The 20,788-nt window shown below is 71.1% G+C and carries 15 protein-coding genes and 2 pseudogenes; 10 read left to right on the top strand and 7 right to left on the bottom strand.

Annotated features, from left to right (window positions below):
* The first annotated feature begins 14 nt into the window (after positions 1-14).
* Positions 15-1,571, top strand: coding sequence for an amino acid permease (locus tag ACNNMR_RS00235; protein ID WP_419992395.1), 1,557 nt, complete (start codon positions 15-17; stop codon positions 1,569-1,571).
* Between the two features lie 51 nt (positions 1,572-1,622).
* A complete protein-coding gene (locus ACNNMR_RS00230; protein WP_419992394.1) occupies positions 1,623-2,558 on the top strand; it encodes a phosphotransferase family protein in 936 nt (311 codons plus the stop codon).
* 21 nt (positions 2,559-2,579) lie between these two features.
* On the opposite strand, the gene ACNNMR_RS00225 is transcribed toward ACNNMR_RS00230, so the two are convergent.
* Together ACNNMR_RS00225 and ACNNMR_RS00220 are read right to left on the bottom strand one after the other, a co-directional pair.
* Positions 2,580-3,350: a hypothetical protein gene (locus tag ACNNMR_RS00225; RefSeq protein WP_419992393.1), complete on the bottom strand. Its 771-nt coding sequence runs from the start codon at positions 3,348-3,350 to the stop codon at positions 2,580-2,582.
* Positions 3,351-3,439: 89 nt separating this feature from the next.
* Entirely contained in the window at positions 3,440-4,681 is a 1,242-nt protein-coding gene (locus tag ACNNMR_RS00220; RefSeq protein ID WP_419992392.1) for a BNR-4 repeat-containing protein, read from the bottom strand.
* Between the two features lie 171 nt (positions 4,682-4,852).
* Here ACNNMR_RS00220 and ACNNMR_RS00215 point away from each other — a divergent pair, with 171 nt between their 5' ends.
* From ACNNMR_RS00215 to ACNNMR_RS00200, 4 genes are all read left to right on the top strand, one after another.
* Positions 4,853-8,719, top strand: a complete 3,867-nt coding sequence (locus tag ACNNMR_RS00215; protein ID WP_419992391.1) for an endo-alpha-N-acetylgalactosaminidase family protein — start codon at positions 4,853-4,855, stop codon at positions 8,717-8,719.
* A 97-nt stretch (positions 8,720-8,816) separates the two neighbouring features.
* Positions 8,817-9,761 (top strand): NAD-dependent epimerase/dehydratase family protein, encoded by a 945-nt coding sequence (locus ACNNMR_RS00210; protein ID WP_419992390.1) that lies wholly within the window; start codon positions 8,817-8,819, stop codon positions 9,759-9,761.
* A 44-nt stretch (positions 9,762-9,805) separates the two neighbouring features.
* Complete coding sequence (locus tag ACNNMR_RS00205; RefSeq protein ID WP_419992389.1) at positions 9,806-10,705, top strand: aldo/keto reductase; 900 nt, start codon at positions 9,806-9,808, stop codon at positions 10,703-10,705.
* Positions 10,698-11,639: a hypothetical protein gene (locus tag ACNNMR_RS00200; protein WP_419992388.1), complete on the top strand. Its 942-nt coding sequence runs from the start codon at positions 10,698-10,700 to the stop codon at positions 11,637-11,639. Before ACNNMR_RS00205 ends, ACNNMR_RS00200 begins: the two co-directional genes overlap by 8 nt.
* Here ACNNMR_RS00200 and ACNNMR_RS00195 read toward each other — a convergent pair.
* A complete protein-coding gene (locus ACNNMR_RS00195; protein ID WP_419992387.1) occupies positions 11,608-12,720 on the bottom strand; it encodes a hypothetical protein in 1,113 nt (370 codons plus the stop codon). The genes ACNNMR_RS00200 and ACNNMR_RS00195 overlap by 32 nt on opposite strands.
* Positions 12,721-12,871: 151 nt before the next feature.
* On the opposite strand from ACNNMR_RS00195, the gene ACNNMR_RS00190 reads away from it, so the two are divergent.
* The gene (locus ACNNMR_RS00190; protein ID WP_419992386.1) at positions 12,872-14,386 is read left to right on the top strand and encodes a sulfatase; all 1,515 of its coding nucleotides are present in this window, start codon (positions 12,872-12,874) and stop codon (positions 14,384-14,386) included.
* On the opposite strand, the gene ACNNMR_RS00185 is transcribed toward ACNNMR_RS00190, so the two are convergent.
* The gene (locus ACNNMR_RS00185; protein WP_419992385.1) at positions 14,383-15,162 is read right to left on the bottom strand and encodes an alpha/beta fold hydrolase; all 780 of its coding nucleotides are present in this window, start codon (positions 15,160-15,162) and stop codon (positions 14,383-14,385) included. The two genes, ACNNMR_RS00190 and ACNNMR_RS00185, sit on opposite strands and share 4 nt — an antisense overlap.
* A 169-nt stretch (positions 15,163-15,331) precedes the next feature.
* On the opposite strand from ACNNMR_RS00185, the gene ACNNMR_RS00180 reads away from it, so the two are divergent.
* The 3 genes from ACNNMR_RS00180 (at position 15,332) to ACNNMR_RS00170 (ending at position 18,986) form a co-directional block, all read left to right on the top strand.
* Positions 15,332-17,035, top strand: a complete 1,704-nt coding sequence (locus tag ACNNMR_RS00180; protein ID WP_419992384.1) for an alpha/beta hydrolase — start codon at positions 15,332-15,334, stop codon at positions 17,033-17,035.
* A 52-nt stretch (positions 17,036-17,087) separates the two neighbouring features.
* Positions 17,088-18,029 (top strand): GNAT family N-acetyltransferase, encoded by a 942-nt coding sequence (locus ACNNMR_RS00175; RefSeq protein WP_419992383.1) that lies wholly within the window; start codon positions 17,088-17,090, stop codon positions 18,027-18,029.
* 75 nt (positions 18,030-18,104) lie between these two features.
* Positions 18,105-18,986 (top strand): 2-hydroxy-3-oxopropionate reductase, encoded by an 882-nt coding sequence (locus ACNNMR_RS00170; protein WP_419992382.1) that lies wholly within the window; start codon positions 18,105-18,107, stop codon positions 18,984-18,986.
* A 105-nt stretch (positions 18,987-19,091) separates the two neighbouring features.
* Here the strand turns inward: ACNNMR_RS00170 and ACNNMR_RS00165 are convergent, their stop codons facing one another.
* From ACNNMR_RS00165 to ACNNMR_RS00155, 3 genes and pseudogenes are all read right to left on the bottom strand, one after another.
* A complete protein-coding gene (locus ACNNMR_RS00165; protein ID WP_419992381.1) occupies positions 19,092-19,340 on the bottom strand; it encodes a hypothetical protein in 249 nt (82 codons plus the stop codon).
* 64 nt (positions 19,341-19,404) lie between these two features.
* Positions 19,405-20,151, bottom strand: a pseudogene (locus ACNNMR_RS00160) (alpha/beta fold hydrolase); the annotation flags it as partial.
* A 90-nt stretch (positions 20,152-20,241) separates the two neighbouring features.
* Positions 20,242-20,772: pseudogene (locus ACNNMR_RS00155) on the bottom strand (GNAT family N-acetyltransferase); the annotation flags it as partial.
* Positions 20,773-20,788: the final 16 nt, after the last annotated feature.

Genomic DNA, 20,788 nt, shown 5'->3' with positions numbered 1-20,788 from the left:
CAAGGGATCCCATCGTGTCCAGCACCGCCACCCGGCCGCCCCGGCCCGACGCCACCCCCGGCACCGCACCCAAGTATCTGAAGGCGTCCACGCTCGGCCTGACCACCGCCGCCTCCATCATCACCAGCCTGCGCGGCCTGCCGATGATGGCCAAGGAAGAGATGACGATGTTCGCGTACATCCTCTTCTCGGTCGTGCTCTTCCTCATCCCCGCCGGGCTGGTCGCCGCCGAGCTCGGCAGCGCGTTCGGCAAGAAGGCGGGCGGTCTGTACGCGTGGATCACCGCGGCCTTCGGGAAGAAGATCGGCTTCGGCGCCATCTTCCTGTCCTGGATCCAGGTGCTGGTCTTCTACCCGACCGGGCTGAGCTTCGCCGCCGTGGGCGCCGCCTTCGCGATCGGCAAGCCGGAACTGGCCACCAACCACGTCTACGTCGGCATCTTCGCCATCATCGCCTTCTGGCTGTGCACCCTCGCCGCGCTGGTCAGCAACCAGTTCGCGGCCAAGGTCACCCAGGCGGGCTTCATGCTCGGGACCGTCGTCCCCGGCCTGGTCCTGATCGTCGGCGCCATCTGGTGGGCCACCTCGGGCCACGACCTCGGCTGGAACCACGCCGACAACGACGCGGTGTCCTTCCTGTCGGACGGGCATGAGCAACCGCGCTGGTTCCCGCACATCGTCGGCCTGTCCGGCATCGCCTTCCTCGCCGGCATCCTGCTGAACTTCGCGGGCATCGAGTCGCAGGCGGTGCACGCCTCCGAGCTGAAGAACCCGGGCCGCGAGTACCCCATTGTGATCGCCATCGCCGCGGTGATGTCCTTCGCCATCTTCACCCTCGGCGCGCTGGCCGTGGCCGGGATCCTCCCGTACAAGGACATCGACCTGACGACGGGCGTCTTCGACGCCTTCAACCGGCTGTTCGACGCGATGATGGGCTCCACCTGGCCGGTGTACGTGCTGGGTGTGCTGATCACCTACGGCGCGCTGGCCGGCATCCTCGCCTGGATCACCGGGCCGAGCCGCGGCCTGCTGGCCACCGCGCACGACGGGCTGCTGCCGCCGTTCATGCAGAAGGTGAACGCGCGCGGTGTGCAGTCCAACATCCTCATCATCCAGGCTTGCCTGGTCACGCTGCTGTGCTGCATCTACTTCGTGGTGAAGGACGTCTCCACCGCCTTCTTCCTGATCTCGGCGATGGCGGTCAGCCTGTACCTGATCATCTACATGGTCATGTACGCGGCCGCCATCCACCTCCGCCGCACCCAGCCCGACCTGCCGCGCCCCTTCGAAATCCCCGGCGGCCGCGCAGGCATGGGCGCCTTCGCCGGCATCGGCTTCGCCGCCTGCCTCTTCGCCTTCGTGCTGGCTTTCGTCCCGCCCTCACAGCTCCCGATCGGCAGCCCAGCGATGTACGTCCTGATGGTCGCCGGCGGCGCCATCATCTTCTCGGCGATCCCCTTCATCGTGGAACGCTTCAAGAAGCCCTCCTGGCTCCCACCCGAGGACGTAAAGAAGGCCTCCCTCGGCCCGAGCGGCGAACACCTGCCGCACCCCAACCCGGAACCTCGGTGACCGGGCCGGAAATCAAGTGCGCGGGTGGGGCAGAGGAGTTGTACTGCCTTCATGGTCGACTTCCGGCAGCAGCACAGCACCGACTGGATCCGGCACTTCGCGCGGCGGGGCCACGGCGGCGCCCGCTTCCTGGCCGCGGGTGTCGAGGGCGCTGTCTACCGGCTGGAGGACGGCCTCGTCGCCAAGGTGTGGAGCGGCCGGCCACCGGGTGAACTCGATGTCATGCGGCAGGTGTACGCGGACATCGCCCGCCACCGCTTGTCATTCGCCACGCCGGAGATCCTCGAGGCCGAGGAGCAGGCGGGCGTCATCATCACCTACGAGCGCGAGCTGCGCGGCCGCCCGCTGGGCCCGGACTCCGGGGTGAAGCCGCCGACGCGCGCCGTGCCCTCAGGCCAGGCAGCCGCACTGCTGACCGTCCTCCGAGAGCTGGCGACCGTCCCCGGCACCGAGGCCATGCGGCGCCTGACGATCCAAGGCGACGACCGGCCGCTGTGGCAGGGCCACAGCCGATTCCCCGACGCGCTGGCCGCTCTCGTCGTACGGGCCACGCGGCGCCACGGCGGGCTGCTCGCCGCCCATGTGCCCGGGCTCGTAGGCGTCATCGAGGGGGTCATCGCGCGTCTGCGGGCGCTGCCCGACGTCCCCGCGACGGCCATCCACGGGGATCTGGTGCCGCCCAACATCCACGTCGACGACGACGGCCGTCCCGTCGCCGTCCTCGACTTCGGCTTCTTCACCACGGCCGGCGACCCCGCCTTCGAGGCCGCCGTCACCGCTGCCGTATGGGATATGTACGGTCCTTACGCCGAGGAACACACGGCGACGCTCACCCACCGATTCGCCGCGGAGCTCGACCACGCGCCGGAAACCCTGGCGGTCTATCAGGCGGCTTACGCGCTGACGACCTACGATCTCTTCGCTTCGGACGGCAGCGACGGCCATTTCCGCTGGTGTGCCGCGCTCCTCAACCGTGGTGCGACCTGACCCGCGGATCCGGTAAGCCCCTCAGGCGGGCGGCGGCACCGCCGGCGCGCTCAGGTCCTCCGCCCGTACGAGCCGCAGGAACGCCTTCACGCCGCTGATGATCTCCTCATTGGAGGTGAGGCGGTTGACCGTGGCCTCGAACTCGCGGCCCAGGGCGGCGATCTTGCGGTCGGCGGTGTCGGCGCGGTGGTACAAGGAGCTGGACAGCGCGTTGACGGTCTTGTGCAGCGCTTCGAGCGCGCGGTAGTGCTCCTCCGTCTTCTCATCCAGCACCTGTGCGCCCCGTACGACCCGGTCCACCTCTGCCTTGAGCTCGGCGACGTCGTCGCGCGGGTACTTCACGTCGCGCAGCAGCCTCCGCAGCCGCCCGCGCACCTCCGAGAACCAGGCGCCCGCGGGGCGGAAGGCGGTGCTGAGCAGGAAGAACCCGGCGAACCAATAGCCGAGCCGCAGCCCCGTCGAGGCCGCCACCGCCAGCACGACGCCGGCGGTGACGATATGGCCCGCCACCGCCGTACGCAGCATGATCCGCGCGATCCGCCCGGCCTCCGTGCCGCGTGCTTGCGGCACGACGAGGCCCTTCTCCTTGCTGACCGCCATCTCGGTCAGCACCGCATGCGCCCGGAAGTACAGATTCCACGGCACGGTCAGCAGCACCAGCAGCCAGAGCAGCGCGAGTACGGCCGCGGCCACCCCCAGCACGGCTTCCAGCGGCGCACCCACGGCGTACGCGAGCACCAGCGCCGCGACGGTGACGGCGACCGCGATCGCGCCACCCACGAATTTGCCCATGTCGACCCCCAGTCCTAGACCTCGCTAGACCTTCAGGTCCTTCATGCTCCGGCGGAATGGGAGGCTCGGCATGAGTACGCGTACTCAGGCTAGTTGCGGCCGTAGTAGAGCTTGCGGGTGCTCGTGCTGACCAGATACAGCACATCGTCGCCGCTCGCATTGCGGCGGACCGCGAGCCGGTCGACGGGGAGGCCGGGAGCGACCGTCCTGCTGGTCCACGCACCGCCCGACTCCGTCGCCGCGAAGGCGCGGTCGCTGCCCGCCTTGGTGGCGTAGTAGATCCGCTTGCCGTCCGTCTCGTCCCAGGTGATACCCAGCGCGGCGGTGGTCTCGGAAGCCGCGTAGGCGGTCTGCCGGGACCAGCCGGTGGCGCCGGGGTAGCCGTAGCGCACCTGGAAGGTGCCGCCCGCGGTGGGGCGGTAGCGGAAGGCGGTCTTCGGCGTGGTGCCGTCCAGGGTGAGCTTCGCGCTCTGCACCGCCGGTCCCGCGTCGCCGTCGGTGTCGTACGACTCGCCGGTGGCCAGTGGCTGGATGATGTCCGAGGTGGCGGGGGTGGCCGGCGCGGAGACGGCGGCGCCGCGGCTGTCGGTGAAGGTGCCGTCCGCCGGGCGGTACTTGAGGTAGCTGAGCTCGTGCCGGTACGCCGAGGACGGGAAGCGGCCCCATTCGTAGAGCAGGTGGACATTGCCGCTCGGGTCGACGCGGATGTCGTCCGGGTAGACGGCGTGGCCCTCGGCGCCGGCGAAGTCGGCCGCCTTGGACCACTTCGACGTGGCGTTGTCCCAGTGGTAGAGCCCGCCGGAGCGGCGGCTGCCGGAGGTGTCGACGCGGGCGATGAGCCAGAGGTCGCCGTCCGGGGCCGTGGTAACCGCCGGGTAGGTGATGCCCTTGCCCTGGTCGGGGAGGTCGGGGGAGTGGTTGACCGGGTTGCCGCCGGTGGTGTCGGAGCGGAAGTAGCGCCACGGGTTGTTGTGCATCGACGCGAAGACGTGCAGGCGGCCGCTGCCGTCGCGGGCGACCGAGGGCTGGTTGTGGCCGATGTCGTCGGTGTACTCGGCCTGCGTCGAGCCGTTGAGCACCGGCAGCTTCTTCCAGGCGCCCGCGGGGTCGCGGCGGGCGATGGCGACCTTGTGCGTGCTTTCCGATGAGCCTGGCTCGTTGTACGCGAAGTAGGTGTATTCGCCCGCGCCCTTGTACGTGTCCACCGGGGTCCACCAGGCCGCCTGGTTGGACGAGTCGATGGCGTACGGCACCGCGGATGGGGCGGCCGGGGTGGCGGCGGCGGGGGCAGTGAGGAGGACTGCCGCTACAAGAGTGAATGCTATTCCCATAATGTGGGAGCGTTGCGCGCATGTTGCATAGTCGTCAAGGGTGCGTGCCGCAGTCGTGCAGTTGGACTTACGGGTGCGGGGGATTGGACCTTTGGCGGCAGGCGTTGCCCCGGTGATCCCCGCTCGGCTAGTCATGGACACGCCCCCGTCCCACCGGAAGCAGGGAGCCGCATGTCCAGCCACCCCCGCCGCCGCAGGCTCCTCGGCAGCGCCGCCATCGCCTTCGCGCTCGCCCTCGGCCTGGCGCCCGCGCCCGCCGCCCATGCCGCGCCGGAACCCGCTCCCGCGTCCGGCACCGTGGACATCCGCTCCGCCGAGCTGTCGGTCACCGTCGCCGACGACTTTCCGCGCGTGCTCACCTACACCGACCGCTCAAGCGGCGCGACCATGGGCGGCAGCAGCGCCCCGGTCACGGCGGTCACCCTCAACGGCAAGGACCACGCCGTTACCGCCGACCTCAGGGCCGCCGACGCGCGGACCGCCCGCTACACCCTCACCTTCGCCGACCTCCCCGCCGTCGAGATCGACGCCAGCCTCTCCGTCACCGGCCGCGTCACCACCTTCAAGGTCGACGCGGTCCGCGACACCGACGCCTTCCGCGTCGGGACCATCGACATCCCCGGCCACGACCTGATCTCCGTCGGCAGCGACGACGAGGGCGCGGCCACCGCGTTCACCAAGCTCGACCCTGACTCCACCAGGACGGCGGACCAGTTCGCGAAGGTCACCGCGGACACCGCGGCCCAGGACAAGCCGGCCGGCGCCACGTACGCCATCGTCAATACGGGCAAGCTGGCCGCCGCGATCGAGTCCAACTCCTCGTACGACAAGCCCGCGGGTGCCACCGGCGGCGACGACGCCCGTTTCTGGCACCAGGCCCGCAAGAGCGGGGACGGCGTCCGCGTCGGCGTGTGGAGCGGGCAGTGGACCTACCGCGGTGACGGCGCGCCCGAGCCGGAGAAGGAGCTGCCCTGGGCGAAGGTCGTCGTCACCCCGGACGCCAACGCCGACAAGACGGTCGACTGGCAGGACGGCGCCGTCGCCTTCCGCGCCATCGGCACCAAGACCAAGGGCGGCGCCAAGACCCCGGACCGCGTGATCACCCACATCCCGTACAACTTCGCCAGCCAGGCCACCCACCCGTTCCTGCGCACCCTCGACGACGTCAAGCGGATCTCGCTCGCCACCGACGGGCTCGGGCAGATGGGCCTGCTCAAGGGCTTCGCCTCCGAGGGCCACGACTCCGCCCACCCCGACTACGGCGGGAACGTCAACAAGCGGGCCGGCGGTCTTACGGACCTCAACAAGCTGCTGAAAGGCGGCAAGAAATGGGGGGCCACCTTCGGCGTGCATGTGAACGCCACCGAGGCCTATCCGGTCGCGAACGCCTTCAACGAAGACCTCGCCGACAAGGCCAAGCCCGGCTGGAACTGGCTCGACCAGTCTTACTACATCAACCAGCGCCACGACGTGAACAGCGGCGTCCTCGCCAAGCGCTTCCAGCAGCTGCGCGCCGAGACCGATCCGAACCTCTCCCTCGTCTACCTCGACGTCTACTACACCCACGGCTGGATCGCCGACCGCACCCTGACCGAACTGCAGAAGCAGGGCTGGGACATGTCGTCCGAGTGGGCCGACAAGTTCGAGCGCGGCTCGCTGTGGTCGCACTGGGCGAACGACCTCGACTACGGCCCGAAGACCAACAAGGGCCTCAACTCGCGGATCATCCGCTTCATCCGCAACGGCGAGAAGGACGTCTGGAACGACGACCCGATCCTCGGCCAGACCGCCCTCGCCGACTTCGAGGGCTGGACCGGCGGCAACGACTACAAGGCCTTCACCGAGAACGTCTGGAAGCGCAACCTCCCGGCGAAATACCTCCAGCACTTCGCCATCACCGACTGGGAGAAGGACAAGATCACCTTCACCGGCGGCGTCCGCGGCAGCTCCGCGAACGGGAAGCGGGAGGTGTACGCGGGCGACGCCAAGGTGATCGACGGCGATGCGTACCTGCTGCCGTGGAAGTCGCAGGGCAGCAAGCGGCAGGACAAGCTCTACCACTGGTCGGAAAAGGGCGGCAGCAGCACCTGGCAGCTGACGGACGCCTTCGCGGACACCGGCAAGTTCACCGTATACAAGCTCACCGACAACGGGCGGGTGGCCGCCGCGACCGTACGGCCGAAGGACGGCAAGGTGACGCTGAAGGCCGCCGCGGGGCAGGCCTACGCGCTCTACCCCGACAAGGCGCCTGCGCAGGCGGACCCCGAGTGGGGCGAGGGGACGCCGGTCAAGGACCCCGGCTTCAACGACGCCTCGCTCGACGCCTGGGACACCACGGGCGCGGTCAGCAGCGACGCGAACGCGCAGGGACTGCGCGGCATCACCCTCGGCGGCACCAAGCAGGCCGCCGTAGAGCAGCGGATCAGCGGCCTCACCCCGGGCGCGCGCTACAGCGCCTCCGCGTACGTCCAGGTGGAGCCCGGCAAGACGCGCCGTACGACGATCGCGGCGGGTGGCGAGTCCGTGGCCGTGGAGCGCTCGACCGCGAAGAACTATGTGGCGGGCGACGAACGCCACGACAGCTACTACCAGCGCGCCAAGGTGCACTTCACCGCCCCGCCCGGCGGCCGCACCACGCTCCGTATCGCGGCGGCGGGCGGCAGCGCGGCGAAGGTCGGCGTCGATGACGTACGGGTGGTGAGGAACGACCCCGCCGCGAAGGGCGGCGCGCTCGTGCACGAGGACTTCGAGGCCGTCGACCAGGGCTGGGGGCCGTTCGTGAAGGGCGACGCGGGCGACGCCAACGACCCGCGCACGCACATCGCGCAGAAGCACGCCCCGTACACGCAGGCCGGCTGGAACGACAAGCTCATCGATGACGTGATCGGCGGCGGCGAGTCGCTGAAGGCGCACGAGGAGAACACCGGGCAGGTGTACCGGACGGCGCCGTGGACGGTGCCGTTCGAGAAGGGGCGGGCGTACAAGGTCGAGTTCGACTACCAGAACAGCCACTCCGGCGCGTACGAATGGACCACCGGATACGACACCGTGGCGGGCGGCGAGCCGTCCGGGGTGACCACCCGCAAGACGCCGCTGACGCAGCAGCGCGGCACCAACGGGCACTTCAGCGAGCGGGTCGTCGGCGGCTGCGGCGACGTCTGGACCGGGCTGCGGAAGCTCGGCGGCGCGCCGGAGGGGGCGGACTTCGTCCTGGACGACTTCACGGTCACCGACCTCGGGCCCACCGACGAGCGGATGGCCTGCGCCACCCTCGGCGTGAAGTCCGGGAACGGGGCGCTGGAGCCGGGCAAGGCGAACAAGGTCAGCGCCACCTTCGCCAACCACGAGGCGACGGTGGCGAAGGACGTCGCCACCACCCTCGATGTGCCGGCGGGCTGGAAGGCGGAGCCCACCGGGGACACATCCTTCGCGACCGTCGACCCCGGTGCCAAGGCGACGGCCACCTGGAACGTCACCCCGCCCGCGGACGCCGAGTACAAGGCGTACACGCTCACCGCCAAGGCCGGCTACCAGGTGGACGGCGAAGCCCGCGCGGTCGCCGACTCGCTCTCCATCCGCACCCTCGCCCCGCCACCCACCACCGACACCTGGGTCAGCGACACCGACTGGGTGACCGCGGAGAACGGCTGGGGACCGCCGGAGAAGGACACCTCCAACGGCGAGGACGGCAGCGGCGACGGCACCCCGATCAGCATCGGCGGCACCGCGTACGAGAAGGGCCTCGGCACGCACGCGCCCGCCGACATCACGTACTACCTCGGCGGCAACTGCGAGAAGCTCACCGCCCAGGTCGGCGTGGACGACGCGCAGAAGACGGCCGGGTCGGTGCAGTTCAGCGTGCTCGCCGACGGCAAGAAGGTGGCCGAGAGCCCGGTGCTGAAGGCCGCCGACGCCGCCTACCAGCTGGACGCCGACATCACCGGCGCCACGTACGTCCGGCTGGTCGTCGGCGACGGCGGTGACGGGAACGGCAACGACCACGCCAGCTGGGGCGCGGCGAAGTGGATGTGCGGCTGAAGGGGCGATGTCACAAGCCGGGCGGCGTCATCCGTCGTAGGGGTGGAAACAACAGCACCGCGGCAAACGGACGCCGCCCGCACCCCTGGGAGCCATCATGAAGGTCCTCGTCACCGGCGCCTCCGGAGCCATCGGCAGCCAGCTCGTGCCCCTTCTGGTCGCCGCCGGGCACACCGTAGTCGCCACCACGACATCCGAGGCCAAGACCGCCCGCCTGCGCGAGGCCGGCGCCGAGCCGGTGGTGCTCGACGTGCTGGACTCCGAGGCGGTACGGGCCGCGGTGGAGCGGACCAGACCCGAAGTGATCGTCCACCAGGCGACCGCGCTGGCCGGGAATCTGAAGCTGCGCCACGTCGACAAGGACTTCGCCGTCACCAACCGGCTGCGCATAGAGGGCACCGACAACCTCCTCGCCGCGGCGGCGGAGTTCGGGGTGCGCCGCTTTGTCGCGCAGAGCGCGATGCAGGTGCTGTACGCCCGTACCGGCGGCCCCGTGAAGACCGAAACCGATCCGACGGACACCCACCCGACGCCGGGCAGCGAGAAGACCGTCGCCGCCATCCGGCACCTGGAAACGGCCGTCACCTCGGCGGCCGGAATCGAGGGCGTCGTGCTGCGCTACGGCGGCTTCTACGGGCCCGGCACCTCGCTGGAGGCCGGCGGTGAGCAGCTGGAGATGGTCCGTAAACGGCAGTTCCCGATCGTCGGCGGGGGCGGCGGCGTCTGGTCCTTCACGCACGTCGCGGACGGCGCTCGCGCCACCGTCGCCGCCGTGGAGGGCGGCGAGCCCGGCATCTACAACGTCGTCGACGACGACCCCGCCCCGCTGTCCGAATGGCTGCCGGTGCTCGCCGAGGCCGCGGGCGCCAAGCGGCCGATGAGCGTGCCGCGGTGGGTGGGAAAGCTGCTGGCGGGCGGGTTCATCGCCATGGTGTCGACCGAGATCCGGGGCGCGTCCAACGCCAAGGCGAGGAAGGAGTTCGGCTGGGTGCCGCACTACGCGTCCTGGCGGGACGGCTTCAAGGCGGAGCTGGGACGGTGAAAACCCGACGCTGAGCGCGCACCGGTCGTGACAGACTCCGGCCCATGGCTACGGAGACGATCACCGCGGAGGCGGCGGGGACCTGGCAGCTCGGGGACCGCACCGTCAACCGCCTCGGATACGGCACGATGCGCCTGCCCGAGACCGGCGGCGCGCTCGGCACCGGCACCGGACCGGCCGACCGCGACCGCGCGATACGCGTGCTGCGCCGCGCCGTCGAGCTCGGCGTGAACCACCTCGACACGGCCTCCTTCTACTTCTCCTCTCTGCGCTCGGCCAACGAGCTGCTCAACAGCGCGCTGTCGCCGTATCCGGAGGACCTGGTCATCGCCACGAAGGTGGGGCCGGGACGGGACCCGTCGGGAGACTGGTGGACGGCCCGCCCTGAGCAGCTGCGCGGGCAGGTCGAGGAGAATCTGCGGCAGCTCGGCCGCGACCACCTCGACCTGGTCAACCTGCGGCTGATGCCCAGCGTGGCCAAGGGGCCGGTCGCGGAGCACTTCGGCGCGCTGGCGGAGCTGCGCGAGGCCGGGCTCATCCGGCACCTCGGCCTCTCCAACTGCAAGCCCGGGCACCTTGCCGAGGCGCAGGAGATCGCGCCCGTGGTGTGCGTGCAGAATTCCTTCGGCATCGGCTCCCCGGAGGAGGAGCGGGACTTCCTGCGCGCGTGCGGCGAGCAGGACATCGCGTACGTACCGTTCTTCGCCATCGCCCGCGACGGCGGCAGCCGCGGGGCGAGCGGCGCCTACGACGAGCGGGTCGAGGCCGTCGCCCGTAACCATGGCGCAAGTCCCGCCCAGATCCGCCTCGCCTGGACGCTCCACCAGGGGCCGCACGTGCTCGCCATCCCGGGCACCGGCAACCCCGACCACCTCGCCGAGAACGTGGCCGCCGGCGCCCTGCGGCTCACCGACGACGAAGTGGCGCTGCTCGCCGATGAGTGACCTGCCGCCGATCGAGATCGCCTGCGACGAGTCGGGCTCGGACGGCGAGAACCTCGTCGCGGGCAATACGGACGTCTTCACGCACGCGGGCGTACGACTGGCGGAGGCCGACGCCGCGGCCGCGCTCGCCGAGGTGCGGGCCCGGGTGCGCTCGCCCGCGACCCAGTACAAGGCGAATCATCTGCTGCGGGAGAAGCACCGGGCCGTGCTGGTCTGGGTGCTGAGCCCGGAGGGACCGCTGGCCGGACGCGGGCGGGTGCACCTGATGGAGAAGGCGTACTTCCTCGTCGGGCGGCTGGCGGAGGCGCTCGGCGGGGATGTGCGGGTCCTGTACGGAGCGGCGCGGGCGGCGTACGAGGCGGACGGCTGGCCGCGCTTTCTGCACGCGGCCAATGACCTGCTGCGGACCCGTAACCGGGACGAGGCCGCGCCGGAGCCGGTCGCCGCGTTCTACGCGACGCTGGACTCGCTCGGCCCCCTCGACGCGCTGGGCGGCTCGCGGCCCCTGGCGGAGGCGTACCGCGAGCGGCTGCGACTCACCCCGCCGGACCCGCCCGCCCTCGACCCGCTCTTCCCCGCCCTGGCCCGTACCGTCGCCGCCTGGGGCGAGGGAGGGCGCAAGGTCGACGTCGTGCACCACACGCAGAACGCGCTCACCGAGGAGCGCATCGCCCGGCTCAGGAAGGACCCGGGGGTGCCCCTGGGCGGGCTGCAGTTCGCGGACCCCGAGGCCGATCCGCGGATCCAGTTCGCCGACTTCCTCGCCGGGGTGGCGCGGAAGATCTCCTCCGACGAGCTCGGTGGGCGCGGCGACCCGGAGCTCACCGAGCTGCTGCGGCCCTACCTGGACCCGGCGTCCGTGTGGGGCGACGAGCGCAGCTGGGGGGCGCTGACGGGCGCCGCTACTTGTTCCGGAACCGGCCGAACGCCTTGATCGGGGCGAGCGCCGACGGCTTCGGCCCGCCGTCGTCGTCCGCCCCCGCCGGCAGCGCGGCCTGCGCCGACTCGGCGGCGGCCCGGTACTTGTCGCGGGACTGCGTCATCGCGTCCAGCTCCGCCGCGTACTTCTCGACCATGGCCTTGGCGTGCGCCAGCTCCTCCTCGGGGGTGAGGAGGTGCCAGCCAGTGCGGAGCCGGGCCAGCGCGGGCTCGGCGTCGGCGGCGAGCGGCTGGGGGAGGGCGGCGTAGTCCTGGATCCGGTTGATCAGCTCGACCGGCTCCGAGCCGTCCAGGAAGACGTTGCGTACGGTGAAGCGATCCGCCTCGTAGCCGCGCGGCTGCGGTGCCGGCGGCAGCACGACCGCGCCGCCGCGCGGGATGCGGACCTTGAGCTCCTTCTTCGCGGCGAAGTCCGCCGTGTTCGCCTGCTCGGGGCTGGCCCGGTGCTCGACCACCCGGTGCCGCAGGCTCGGCGGCAGGAAACGCGTGACCGGCTGCTGCCCCGCCGCCTCCGGCGTCATCGCCTCGTGCACCAGGACGTGGATGTGCCAGCCGTCCTTGGCGGTCTCCCGCAGCCGCTCGCGGACCTGGTCGTCGTCCTCGGGGAGGTGGTTCGCCGCCCGGATCCGCAGGCCGGGCGCCGTGTCGTGGTCCCAGGGCACCAGGTCGCTGTCGGGCCAGAACATCGTGGCGGGGGAGGGCCAGTGCGGCTGCCAGGTCCGCTCCGCCTCGGCCGCAAGCACCCAGCCGACGCCCTGGCTGTCCTTGCGGCGGTGGCCCTGGGCGTACGTGGTCAGCTGCGCACGCACCGTGACGTCCTCGTCCACCCGCCAGCGGGCCTCGAAGACGAGGCGGGCCGAGGGGCCGGGGTCCGCGGACTCGTCCCGGGGGTAGAGCGCGCTGGAGCGCGCCGCCTCGGCCGGGTCGAGCTCGGTGAAGTCGTCGAGCACCCCGGCCGCCTTGAGGGCGATCAGGTTGCGCCGCACGTCGAGCTCGGGCTCGGGCCCGGTGTGGCGCCCGCGCCCCAGCCAGACGGTGTCCGGGATGGGGTTCGATGAGGTGCTGTTCTTGGCCATGACTTCGTTCTGTGAGCGTTCGGGGGACCCGACCAGTATGGTCCGTCGACCTGCGGACACAAGCGCAGGGCGCGGCATCGGCGCGCTTGATTGCGTTACGGACACCTTCCTCCCACCGATTTCCCACCTTCCGTCACTACGGTCGGCGCCCATGCGACTCTTCAGCCTCGCCGCCGCCCGCGCCGCCCTCGGCGCGATGCTGGCCATCGGACTGCTGGCCTCCTGCTCGACGGTCCGGGGGAGCACCGGCGCCGATACGGGCGCGGCCGAATCCGCCGCGGACACAAAGAAGCCGAACATCATCTACGTGCTCACCGACGACCTCTCATCCAACCTGGTGCGCTATATGCCGCACGTAAAGGAGATGCAGAAGCAGGGCACGACCTTCACCAACTACTACGTAACCGACTCGCTCTGCTGCCCTTCCCGCACGTCGACCCTCACGGGCCAGTACCCGCACAACACCGGCGTCTTCACCAACAGCGGCGACGACGGCGGCTACGGCGCCTTCCTGAAGAACGGCAACGAACAGCGCTGCTTCGGCCCCGAGCTGCAGCAGGCCGGCTATCGCACCGGCTTCATGGGCAAGTACCTCAACGGCTATCAGCCGGCCGACAAGAACGGCACCGACAAGCCGTACGTCCCGAAGGGCTGGGACGAGTGGGATGTGGCCGGCGCCGGCTACCGCAACTTCAACTACGACCTCAATGAGAACGGCAAGGTGGTCCACTACGGCAAGGAGCCGAAGGACTATCTCACCGATGTGCTGTCCGGAAAGGCGAAGGAATTCATCGACGCCTCGGCGGACGAGGACAAGCCCTTCATGCTGGAACTCTCCACCTTCACCCCGCACGGCCCGTCCGTCCCGGCGCCGCGCGACAAGGACAAGTTTCGCGGGCTGAAGCTGCCGCGGACGGGCGCGTACGACAAGGCCACCGCCGACGCTCCCGAATGGCTGCGCAAGATGACGCCGCTGACGGACGACGAGAAGCAGCGGATGGACAAGGCGTACGCGAAGCGGGCCCGGTCGCTGCTGGCCGTGGACGCGATGATCGGCAGCCTGCAGGACCAGCTGAAGAAGAAGGGGCTGGCGGACGACACGTACATCGTCTTCGGCTCGGACAACGGGTTCCACATGGGGGAGCACCGCCTCCGCCAGGGCAAGCAGACCGCGTACGACCACGACATCCGGGTGCCGCTCATCGTCACCGGTCCCGGGGTGCCGGCGGGCAAGGAGGTCTCGGAGATCGCGGAGAACGTCGACCTCAGCCCCACCTTCCAGGAACTCGCGGGGGAGAAGCCCGCGTCGACGGTGGACGGCAGCAGCCTCGTCGGCCTCATGCACGGCGAAAAGCCGGACGACTGGCGCCAGGCCGCGCTGATCGAGCACCACAAGGCCGCGCCCAAGGAACGCAAGGGCGACCCGGACAAGCCGGCGAAGCTCTCCGGCGATCCGCCGACCTATGCGGCCATGCGTACGGCGGATTCCCTCTACGTCGAATACGCCACCGGCGAGCGGGAGTATTACGACACGGAATCCGATCCGCTGCAGCTGAAGAATGCGTGGGATTCGGTGCCGGAGTCGGAGCGCGTACTGCTGCACAAGAAGCTGGCGGCCATGCAGAAGTGCAAGGGCACGGAGGACTGCCGGAAGGCGTCGGGCTAACCGAGGAAGTCGCGCACCAGCGGGCTCGCGACCTCCCTGAACTCCTCGAAGTACGCGTGCCGGGCGCCCTGGACGATCTCCATCCGGGCGCCCGGAATGCGGTCCGCGAGCAGAGGCGCGTTGGCCGCCGGGTTGAAGCGGTCGTCCGCGCCGTGCACGACCAGCGTCGGCGCGGTGATCTGCGGCAGCAGGCCCCAGGCGTCGTGCCGGTTGCTCGCGGCCAGGTGGCGGCGGCGGGCGTACGCGGGCATGTGCGGGTCGCCGAGCGTCTGGTACGGGCCGGGGTGCGCGGCCGTGAAGGCAGGCGTGTACATCAGGTCGGCCAGGGCGCGCTGGACGGCCGCCGGGTCGGGCTGGGCGAGGGCGCGGCGGATGTCGGGGCCGCGTTCGGCGGCGTGCGGGCCGCCGGGGGAGGTGCAGCCGAGAACCAGGGCGCGGACCCGGTCCTGGTGGCGGGCGGCGAGGTGCTGGGCGACGCGGCCGCCCATTGAAGTGCCGTAGACGTCGGCGCGGTCGATGCCGAGGTGGTCGAGGACGGCGACGGCGTCGTCGGCGAACTGCTCGGTGCTGTACGGCTCGTCGGGCTTGTCGCTGGCGCCGGTGCCGCGCCAGTCGAGGGTGAGGGTGCGGCGGGTGGCGTGGAAGTCGTCGCGGACGCCGTCCCACCAGTGGTGGTTGTTGGACTGCCCGGCGAGCAGCAGGAGCGGCGGTCGCGTCTCGTCGCCCTCCTGCTGCCACTCGATGCGGATCCCGTCCCGCGCCTTCGCGTACGCCACGGCTTCTCGCTCCCTCTTCCGTCGGAGGCTCCATGGTGCCTGAATTTTTACGAACAAGACTGTTCACAAAGTCGTGATTCGCAGTAGCCTCTGCAAGCAGCCGGTCGAGAAATCGATTTCAGCTGCACCGCACCCCCTTCGTTACCCCATACAGCAAGGGAGAGCAGGCATGCGCAACAGACCCCGGCACGCCCTGGTGGCGGGCTTCGGCGCCGCCGTCGTGATCGCCGGATCGGTACTTCTCCCGACCGCCGCGGCCGAACGCCGCCCCGCCGCGGCCCAGATCGAGGCGCCGGTGCCCGAGCTCGACTGGGCCGCCTGCGGTGCGCAGCAGTGCGCCGAGGCCGAGGTGCCGCTGGACTACGACGAGCCGGACGGCGCGACCACCACCATCGCGATGACGAAGTTCCCGGCGACCGACGCCGCGGGCAAGGTGGGCACCCTCTTTCTCAACCTGGGCGGGCCCGGCGCCAAGGCCGTCGGGGATCCGACGTTCGCGCTGAGCGTCCGGTCGCTGGGGCCCGAGGTGCGCGCCAAGTTCGACATCGTCGGCATCGACCCGCGCGGGGTCGGCGGGTCGACGCCCGTCACCTGCGCTCCCGCGCCTGGGCAGGAGCCGGTCGCGAGGCCGGCGACGATGATCCCCGAGACGCCGGCGGAGGTGAAGGCGCAGCTCGCATTCGACGACTATCTGCGCGCGAGCTGCGACAAGACCGCGGGCCCGATCCTCGACCACATGTCGATCGCCGATGTGGCCCGGGACATGGACCTGGTCCGGCAGGCCGTAGGTGACGAGAAGCTGACCTACTACGGCCTCTCGTACGGCAGCCTCCTCGGCCAGACCTACGCCGGTCTCTTCCCCGACCGGGTACGCGCTCTGGCCCTCGACGGCGTCGTCGACCCGGTCGCGTCCACCACCGGACGCGAAGGCGACGACCGGCCTGTGGGCGTGCGCATGGGCCGTCCCGAGGCGATGGAGCGGGCGCTGGCCACCGTGCTCGCGCACTGCGACAAGGCCGGGATCCTGCGCTGCCCGCTCGCCGGGAAGGCGATGCAGCGGTGGCAGCGGGTGCACGACTCACTCGCCGAGAAGCCGCTGGCGCTCGGGCCGCTGACGATCGACGGCCGGTCCTTCCGCGGCCTGTACACCGTGAACGCCTTCCAGGTCGATCACATGGGCGGGTATCCGATCCCGACCATCGAGCTGCTCGCGGCGGCCACGAAGCTCATCGAGGTGCTGCGGTTCGGGATCAGCGACCCGGCGGCCGGACCCGGGCAGCTCAAGGTCCCCGGGCAGTCGGCCATCGACCTGAGCGCACCCCGTTCCGTACTCGAGGAGCGGCTCGCCGGGCTGCTGACGGAGATCCGCAAGGCCGCGTCCGACCGGGCGCCGCAGCCCGCGCCCGCACCGGCCGACGAGGACGTCGCCGCCGGGCAGGCGGGCATGTTCGGCGCGCTGTGCACCGACAGCGTCAACCCCGGCGACCCGGCCGCCTGGGCCCAGGCAGCCGAGGACACCAAGGCGAAGGCGCCCAGGTTCGGACCGCTGATGGTCTGGGTCTTCTCGCCCTGCGCGGGCTGGCCGGGATCCAGCGCCGACGCCTACCGCGGCCCCTTCGGCACCAGCCTCGACACCCCGCCGCTGATCATCGGCAACTCGCTCGACGCCGCCACCCCCATCGGCGGCGCCCACGCGGCCAAGGACCTCCTCCCCGGATCCCGGCTCGTCACCCTCGACGCCTGGGGGCACACCGCGATCGGGAAGAGCGGCTGCGTGACCAAGCACGTCGAGTCCTATCTGCTGCGGCAGCAGCTGCCCGGCGGCGACCAGAGGTGCGCAACGGACTACACGCTCTTCGGCCTCCGGAACTGAACCGGCGGAAAAGGCTTTGCGCAACGCCGCGCGTACGACGGAGAGTTGCCCCATGGGGACCGTCGTGCGCGCGGCCCTGCCGGAGGATGCACCGGCCGTCCACGCGCTTGTGAATGAGATCGACACGATAGAGATCGGCCACCCGGAGACGGACCTGCACACCGTCGAGGCCGACCTCAAGCATCCGGAAGCGGATCTGGAGCACAACTCCTGGCTGGCCTTCGACGGCGACCGGCTCGTCGCGTACGCGCTGCTGTGGGACGACTCGGGCGGTGAACGCATCGACGTCGATCACTATGTGCTGCCCGGGCACCAGGCGGCGGGGCTGCGCTTGGTGGAGCTGATGGAGGCCAGGGCCGCCGCCAAGGCCGCCGGCAACGGCGCCACGCGGGCCGTCGTGCACCTCGGCCTCACGCTGCGGCCGACCATCGACACGGACGTGCTGCGCGGCCGCGGCTGGGAGCCCGTACGCCGCTTTCACGTCCTGACCAGGCCCGTGGCGAAGGCCGCGGATCAGCCGCCGCCGCTGCCACCCGGCATCGAGCTGCGCGCCTGCGTGACGGAGGCGGACCAGCGGCGGGCGCACGAGCTGCTGCAGCTCGCCATGGCGGAGCACTTCGACTTCCAGCCCATTTCGTACGAGAAGTGGCTCGCGGATCCCGACAACCGGCACTTCGACGGCCCGCTCACCTGGATCGCGGCGGCGGACGGCGAAGGCGATGTGGCCGCGCTGCGGGCCCGCGACGACCGCGAGGCGATGGGTTGGGTCAGCACCCTCGGCGTGCTCGCCGCCGCCCGGGGCCGCGGGCTCGGCGGACTGCTGCTGCGGCAGGCCTTCGCCGCCTTCGCGGAGCGTGGCCGGGACGTGGTCGGGCTCGGCGTCGACACCGCTAACCCGACCGGCGCGCTGCGCCTGTACGAGCGGCACGGGATGAGCGTGCACTATGCGGTGGATACGTGGGAAGTGGTGGTTGACGTGGGAAGCGGTGGTTGACGCGCGCCCCGGCGCCATGATTGATTCCGTATAACGGATCAGTGATTCCGCAGTATGGAAACGAGGTAGTGGCGCATGGCGACGATCGGCTTCATCGGCCTGGGGATCATGGGTAGCCCGATGGCGGTGAACCTCGCCCGCGCCGGGCACACGGTGACCGGCTGGAACCGCAGCCCCGAGCGGACCGAAGCCCTCGTGGCCGCGGGCGGCCGCGCCGCGGGGAGCATCGCCGAGGCGGTCACGGACGCGGATGTCGTGATCACCATGCTGCCCGCCGCCCCGCAGGTCGAGGCGTGCGCGTACGGCGACGACGGGATCCTCGCGCACGCGAAGGCGGGCGCGCTCTTCATCGACATGTCGTCGATCACCCCGCAGGCCTCCGTCACGCTGGCCCGTAACGCCGCCGAGCGCGGCATCCGGGTCCTGGACGCTCCGGTCTCCGGCGGCGAGGCGGGCGCCGTCGAGGCGGTGCTGTCCATCATGGTCGGCGGTGAGCAGGAGGACTTCGAGGCGGCCCGTCCGGTCTTCGACGCGCTCGGCAAGACGTCCGTGCTCTGCGGGCCGCACGGCGCCGGCCAGACGGTCAAGGCCGCCAACCAGCTCATCGTCGCCGTGAATCTGCAGGCCTGCGCCGAGGCGGTCGCCTTCCTGGAGAAGGCGGGCGTCGACCTTCAGGCCGCGCTCGAGGTGCTGAACGGCGGCCTCGCCGGATCGACCGTGCTGACGCGCAAGCAGCAGAACCTCCTGCACCGCGACTACCGCCCGGGCTTCAAGCTCGCCCTCCACCACAAGGACATGGCGGTGGTGACCGACACCGCCCGCGACCTCGGCGTGATCCTCCCGGCCGGCTCCCTCGCCGCCCAGCTGATCGCCTCCGCCGTGGCCCGCGGCGAAGGCGAACTCGACCACTCCGCCCTGCTGCGCGGCGTCGAACTCCTCAGCGGAACGGCGGAGTAGCCCTCCCGGCACCGGGCGCGCCTGATGCGCGCCCGGGCTCACGACCTCCGCCCGGCCCAACGCGCGCCCGGCCCAACGTGCGCCCGGCCCAACGCGCGCCCGCGCTCAGGGCCCCGCGCCTATCGCCGCCTCCTCGCCCTCCGCCTCCGTCAACCCCGTCAAGGCGAAGAACTCCGCCTCATTGCCCGCGAGTCCTGCGGCGGCGAGAGCGGCGTCCGCCTCCGCCAGCGGCTCGGCGAGCAGCATCGCCGCCATCGGCGTATCGCCCCAGGCATCCAGCACCGCCCGAGCGGTCTGGAGCAGCCGGCGGTACGCCTGCGCGGCAGCGACAAGTTCCGTAGCGGTGCCCGGCATAACGTAATCCCCTCCACAATGACTGCAGTCGCCGAACAGTCTTGCGGATACCACTGACAATCGATCAGACCAGCGGTTTCTCACCCAAGAACCCCAGCAGCGCCCCGGCTACTTCCGCAGGCGCGTCCTCCGGCAGGAAGTGCCCGCCACCCGCGATGAGTTCACGGCGAGCACCCGGAATCGCCGCGGCGAGCCGGTCCGCCGTCGAGGGCACGAGCCAGCGGTCCTCCGCGCCCCACAGCACCAGCGCGGGCGCGCTCACCGACCCGAGCCGCGCCACCGCCTCCTCCGTATCGCGGAAACTCACGGCGGCCACCTGATCCACCCACCGCCGCTGTCCCTCGACACCAACCCACGGCCGCATATAGGCCGCGTGCACCTCGTCCGGCATCGGCCGGTGCACGGCAGTGCGCATCCGCGGCTCGACAAGGTCCGCGAACGCCTCCTGCGGCATGGTCCGATATGCCTCCGCGTACTGCTGCATGTGCTCGGTGAAGGGCGTGTTCCACGGCCCCAGCACCGCCGCGTCCACCAGCGCCAGCGCGCTCACCGGCACCTCCTCGACCAGATGCGCCCGCGTCACCACCCCGCCCCCGATGTCGTGCCCCACCAGCGCGGGCCGCTCAAGGCCCCAGTGCGCGACGAGTTCGGCGAGCGTACGCGCCTGCAAGGCGATGGACGGGTGCTCGCCGTCGGCGAGCCGTGAGTCGCCATAGCCGAGCAGGTCCCATACGTACACGGTGTGCCGCTGAGCAAGCAGCGGAACCACCTCGCGCCACAGAAACGACCACGCGGGCGTGCCGTGCGTGAGCACCACCGGCGGTCCGTCCCCGTACGAACCGACAGCCACCTCGCCGCCGGAGACACGCACGCGGTCAGGCAGCCGCCATGACTGCTTCCGAGCCGGCGGGCGCACCCCGAACCACTGCTCGGCGCCCCATGCCTCGAATCGCTCGCGCTCGGTGAAGCCGAGCTTCGCCGCGAGGCGCATCGAGGCGGCGTTGGCGCTCTGGGTGTAGAGCACCACCGGCTCGTCGGGCAGCTGGCCGGAGAACCAGTCCAGTGCCGCGGCGCACGCCTCGCTGGCGTACCCGCGCCCCCACGACTCCGGCAGGAAGAGGTACCCGAGCGCGGTCTCCCCGGCCTCCAGACGGTGACTCGGGGTCTCGGCCCGCTGCGGGTCGAGCTGAATCGTCCCGATCGCCGCCCCGTCGAGCTCCACTACGAAGAAGCCGGGGCGCTGCCCGGGCACCTCCGGTAGCGTGCGCTCCAGCTCGGCACGCGGCTGCCCGCCGCCGAGGTAGGTGTTCACCTCGGGCGAGGCGTTCAGCTCGATCACCACCGCCCGGTCCCGGGCCGCGGCCGCGCGGAGCACCAGCCGCTCGGTCTTGATCGGTGCAGGTGGCCAGGCGAGCGCTCGGTGATCGGTCATGCCCGCCAACCTACGC

The sequence above is a fragment of the Streptomyces boninensis genome, from assembly GCF_048572725.1.
GTDB classification, from domain to species: Bacteria; Actinomycetota; Actinomycetes; order Streptomycetales; family Streptomycetaceae; genus Streptomyces; species Streptomyces boninensis.
This window is presented reverse-complemented; position numbering and strand designations above follow the sequence as displayed.

What these genes read in the sequence shown, in the direction of transcription:
- ACNNMR_RS00230 (WP_419992394.1), top strand. Translation starts at nt 1,623, where the DNA reads ATGGTCGACTTCCGGCAGCAGCACAGCACCGACTGGATCCGGCACTTC.
- ACNNMR_RS00225 (WP_419992393.1), bottom strand. Translation starts at nt 3,350, where the DNA reads ATGGGCAAATTCGTGGGTGGCGCGATCGCGGTCGCCGTCACCGTCGCG.
- ACNNMR_RS00220 (WP_419992392.1), bottom strand. Translation starts at nt 4,681, where the DNA reads ATGGGAATAGCATTCACTCTTGTAGCGGCAGTCCTCCTCACTGCCCCC.
- ACNNMR_RS00215 (WP_419992391.1), top strand. Translation starts at nt 4,853, where the DNA reads ATGTCCAGCCACCCCCGCCGCCGCAGGCTCCTCGGCAGCGCCGCCATC.
- ACNNMR_RS00210 (WP_419992390.1), top strand. Translation starts at nt 8,817, where the DNA reads ATGAAGGTCCTCGTCACCGGCGCCTCCGGAGCCATCGGCAGCCAGCTC.
- ACNNMR_RS00205 (WP_419992389.1), top strand. Translation starts at nt 9,806, where the DNA reads ATGGCTACGGAGACGATCACCGCGGAGGCGGCGGGGACCTGGCAGCTC.
- ACNNMR_RS00200 (WP_419992388.1), top strand. Translation starts at nt 10,698, where the DNA reads ATGAGTGACCTGCCGCCGATCGAGATCGCCTGCGACGAGTCGGGCTCG.
- ACNNMR_RS00195 (WP_419992387.1), bottom strand. Translation starts at nt 12,720, where the DNA reads ATGGCCAAGAACAGCACCTCATCGAACCCCATCCCGGACACCGTCTGG.
- ACNNMR_RS00190 (WP_419992386.1), top strand. Translation starts at nt 12,872, where the DNA reads ATGCGACTCTTCAGCCTCGCCGCCGCCCGCGCCGCCCTCGGCGCGATG.
- ACNNMR_RS00180 (WP_419992384.1), top strand. Translation starts at nt 15,332, where the DNA reads ATGCGCAACAGACCCCGGCACGCCCTGGTGGCGGGCTTCGGCGCCGCC.
- ACNNMR_RS00175 (WP_419992383.1), top strand. Translation starts at nt 17,088, where the DNA reads ATGGGGACCGTCGTGCGCGCGGCCCTGCCGGAGGATGCACCGGCCGTC.
- ACNNMR_RS00170 (WP_419992382.1), top strand. Translation starts at nt 18,105, where the DNA reads ATGGCGACGATCGGCTTCATCGGCCTGGGGATCATGGGTAGCCCGATG.
- ACNNMR_RS00165 (WP_419992381.1), bottom strand. Translation starts at nt 19,340, where the DNA reads ATGCCGGGCACCGCTACGGAACTTGTCGCTGCCGCGCAGGCGTACCGC.